Genomic DNA, 2,921 nt, shown 5'->3' with positions numbered 1-2,921 from the left:
CATGAATCTATGTAAATCCCCTTTAAAAAATAGGGGGCTTTTACCCAAAACTTCAGATCTGCCTTCCTCTTTAAAAAATGTTTTAGAGAAAATTTCAGGTATAGCCATGGGAGATGTGAAGGTATATTACAATTCTACTAAGCCCGCCCATCTACAAGCCTTTGCTTATGCACAAGGAAGCGATATTTATTTGGGGCCTAAGCAGGAAAAGCATTTAGCCCATGAAGCCTGGCACATTGTGCAGCAAAAGCAAGGAAGAGTTAGCCCAAGATTATCCCTTTGTAAGGAATGGATCAATGATGAGCAAGAGTTAGAAATAGAAGCCGAATTGATGGCAGAAATTCTAAACCAAATAGGAAATGTTGAGCAAAATTTCAAGGTACAGGCGCTGAGAAAAGTGAATATTTCAAATTCAGTTTTGGTAGCTCAAAGGGTGAAGCGCAATTTGACTGATGCGGTGAAATTCTTTAAAAATATGAATCCCGACGAATATGGAAACTTACAAGGTGCTATTCTATTTGATCCCGCTCCTAGAAAAACAGCTTCCAGCGGTGGACAAGAATTTCTAGAGGGAATGAAATTTGATTGGGATGGGAAGGGACAAATTTTAAATGGTCATATTACATTAAGTCCTGATGAGAGTGGACTGGGAAATGTGGAAAGTGCACACCTTACGATTACTTCTAGTGCCTACCAGGGAAACTATTGGTTTGTCATGTCCGGTGAAGTTTTAGAACCTGGTCCTCCCCTTCCGAAATTTAAAGGGAAAGCTTCAAAAAATGGGAATTTAATACCAACCAAACTTAAAAAAGAAGTGGAAGCATTGTTGCACTTTTTAATAATTGAGATTTAGAAAGTAAGCCTTTAAGTAGGCACTCTCAAAAATAGAAAAAGTGTAGTGAGGGGATTTATGGATTTGGGGGGCTTAACTAATAAACCCAGGAAAATAATACATGTCCACGGCATGTCCACATTTTGTCACTTTGCTGTATCCTTAACTAAGGTCTATTCTTCTCTACATTTGTACTATACCATTTCAAGAAAGCACACTGCTTTTGAGAAATTTTAAAGGACCCAGTCAACTATGGGACTTAGTTGGCGAAGCCCTATCAACTTTAAAATATAAAAAAACTGATCGTCTTGAATGGAAAAACCAATGCCCTATTCCCCCAAGTGGTTTGCCCTGATGGTGCAGCACCGACACGAAAAAAAAGTTCATCAACGACTCAAGGAGTTAGGAATAATCTCATATTTGCCGACACAAAGAGTGACTCGTCAATGGAGTGATCGTATTAAACAAGTGGAGGAACCTCTCTTTAGCTGTTACGTTTTTGTTCACCTACCAGAAAACCAATTGTATAAAGCACTGGCTTTAAAGAGTGTTTTTGGGGTAGTTTCTTTTGAAGGAAAGCCAGCTTCAATTAGAGACAAGGAAATAGAACAGATGAAAATAGCATTAAGCAAAGCAACTAATCTGGAGATTTTTGAACTATGTCCTTTGGGAACTCTAGTGGAAATCTTAGATGGGCCCTTCAAGGGTATTCAGGGTATGGTGATAAAAGTAAGAAATGAACATAAATTGGTCGTTTTTCTAAAACTTTTAGGAAAGTCTCTTATCGTCGATACGGAGGCAACAAGGGTCAAAGTGCTTGCTACCTCTACCACCTAACTAAATTTCTTTTTAGCCTTATTATTTTAATTAAATATAGGGTTACCGTTAGTTGAGGAAATTATAATGAAGTTTGTTTTGGATGGAGGTTGTGTAGAACTAAGATAAGGATAGTTTTTCAATCAATTGAATAAGTCTCTTTCACAGATAAGACCTGAAAAGGATTAAGAGCCACTAGTTTATTCACTGGCGTGACGAAGGATTTCCTGAAAATAGTTGTGAGGTTTTAATATTTTTCCTTTTTCTCTACTCCTAATTTTCTGGGCCAATTTACCCAAATACCCTCAGCTAGCTCATTAAAACCAATGTTGAAAGTTATTAGAAATCAATCATAAATCCCGCAGTCCAAATGGGCTGTCCTTAATCACAAGTAAATTTATCATGACAAAGAAAAAAACAACCAAAGACAACCGTTTTGATAACCTGAATAAGTTCCTCAGGCAAAACAAAAAATTGGATTTAAGTACCGTTAACCTATTAAGTGCGGGAAAAGTGGATGAACTGAACTGGAAAGGACTAGATCAGAACAGGGACAGATTGCTGAAAGAACTGAAGGCCTACCAGCGTTTACTAAGAATTATCCCTGATGGTTCACCAAAAATTATTAAAGCGCTTCTTAGCGAGAACATTCATTCGGCCATACAAATAGCAGCCATCCCCAAACAGCAGTTTGTTTCCAGGTACTTGGATGCCTTTGGAAAAAAACATGCTTTAATTGAAGAGGCTTATAAAAAAGCAGTGGCAATTCGCAGCCAAATTTTAATCCGACATATGGATATCATACAAAATGCAGAACCTCATGTAAATGCTGTGAAACTTTCTAACCCAAAAAAATAAGCTAAACTATGGATTTTACCAATGATTTTCCCGATTACGAAACTTTGTTTTGGCCTACCGATTTGGAAGAAAGTGGGCAAAGTAGTTCTTTTTTACCACTTGAAGCCTATTTGATCGATCTGTTGCAGTTTCGAGAAGATGAATTTAATACTTTAGGAGAAAAAAAGAATCAAAGATCGAATCTTATAAAAAGGGTACTGGAAGCGGAAAATGCGCTTTCCTCCATGCCTTCACCCCATTTTTCTGAGGAGATATTTAAAAACAGAATATTGCCTAAGGAAAGCATTGGCAATCAATATATCTGGTAAAGGTTATGCCAGAATTTGGCAGGTTTGTCAATAAAACTGCTCTTCAAAGGATGAATGAAATAGTTCAAATGGGATAACTAAATAATAGGCCTTTATCAAAGTAGCAA

The 2,921-nt window shown here is 37.2% G+C and carries 4 protein-coding genes; all 4 read left to right on the top strand.

All coding sequences use genetic code 11. The features are described from left to right. Window positions 1-853 (top strand): eCIS core domain-containing protein (locus E1171_RS03560; protein WP_155204139.1); only part of this gene is annotated, 853 nt, incomplete at its 5' end. A gap of 291 nt (window positions 854-1,144) precedes the next feature. Further along, a complete protein-coding gene (locus E1171_RS03555) occupies window positions 1,145-1,669 on the top strand; it encodes a UpxY family transcription antiterminator (protein ID WP_155204137.1) in 525 nt (174 codons plus the stop codon). 381 nt (window positions 1,670-2,050) lie between these two features. Further along, the gene (locus tag E1171_RS03550) at window positions 2,051-2,506 is read left to right on the top strand and encodes a hypothetical protein (RefSeq protein WP_155204134.1); all 456 of its coding nucleotides are present in this window, start codon (window positions 2,051-2,053) and stop codon (window positions 2,504-2,506) included. A gap of 8 nt (window positions 2,507-2,514) precedes the next feature. After that, on the top strand, window positions 2,515-2,814 hold the full coding sequence (locus E1171_RS03545; RefSeq protein ID WP_155204131.1) for a hypothetical protein: 300 nt from the start codon (window positions 2,515-2,517) through the stop codon (window positions 2,812-2,814). Window positions 2,815-2,921 lie beyond the last annotated feature (107 nt).

It is taken from the genome of Xanthovirga aplysinae (assembly GCF_009711365.1).
GTDB lineage: Bacteria > Bacteroidota > Bacteroidia > Cytophagales > Cyclobacteriaceae > Xanthovirga > Xanthovirga aplysinae.
Note: the sequence above shows the minus strand (reverse complement) of the source record. Positions and strands in the feature narration are given on the sequence as shown.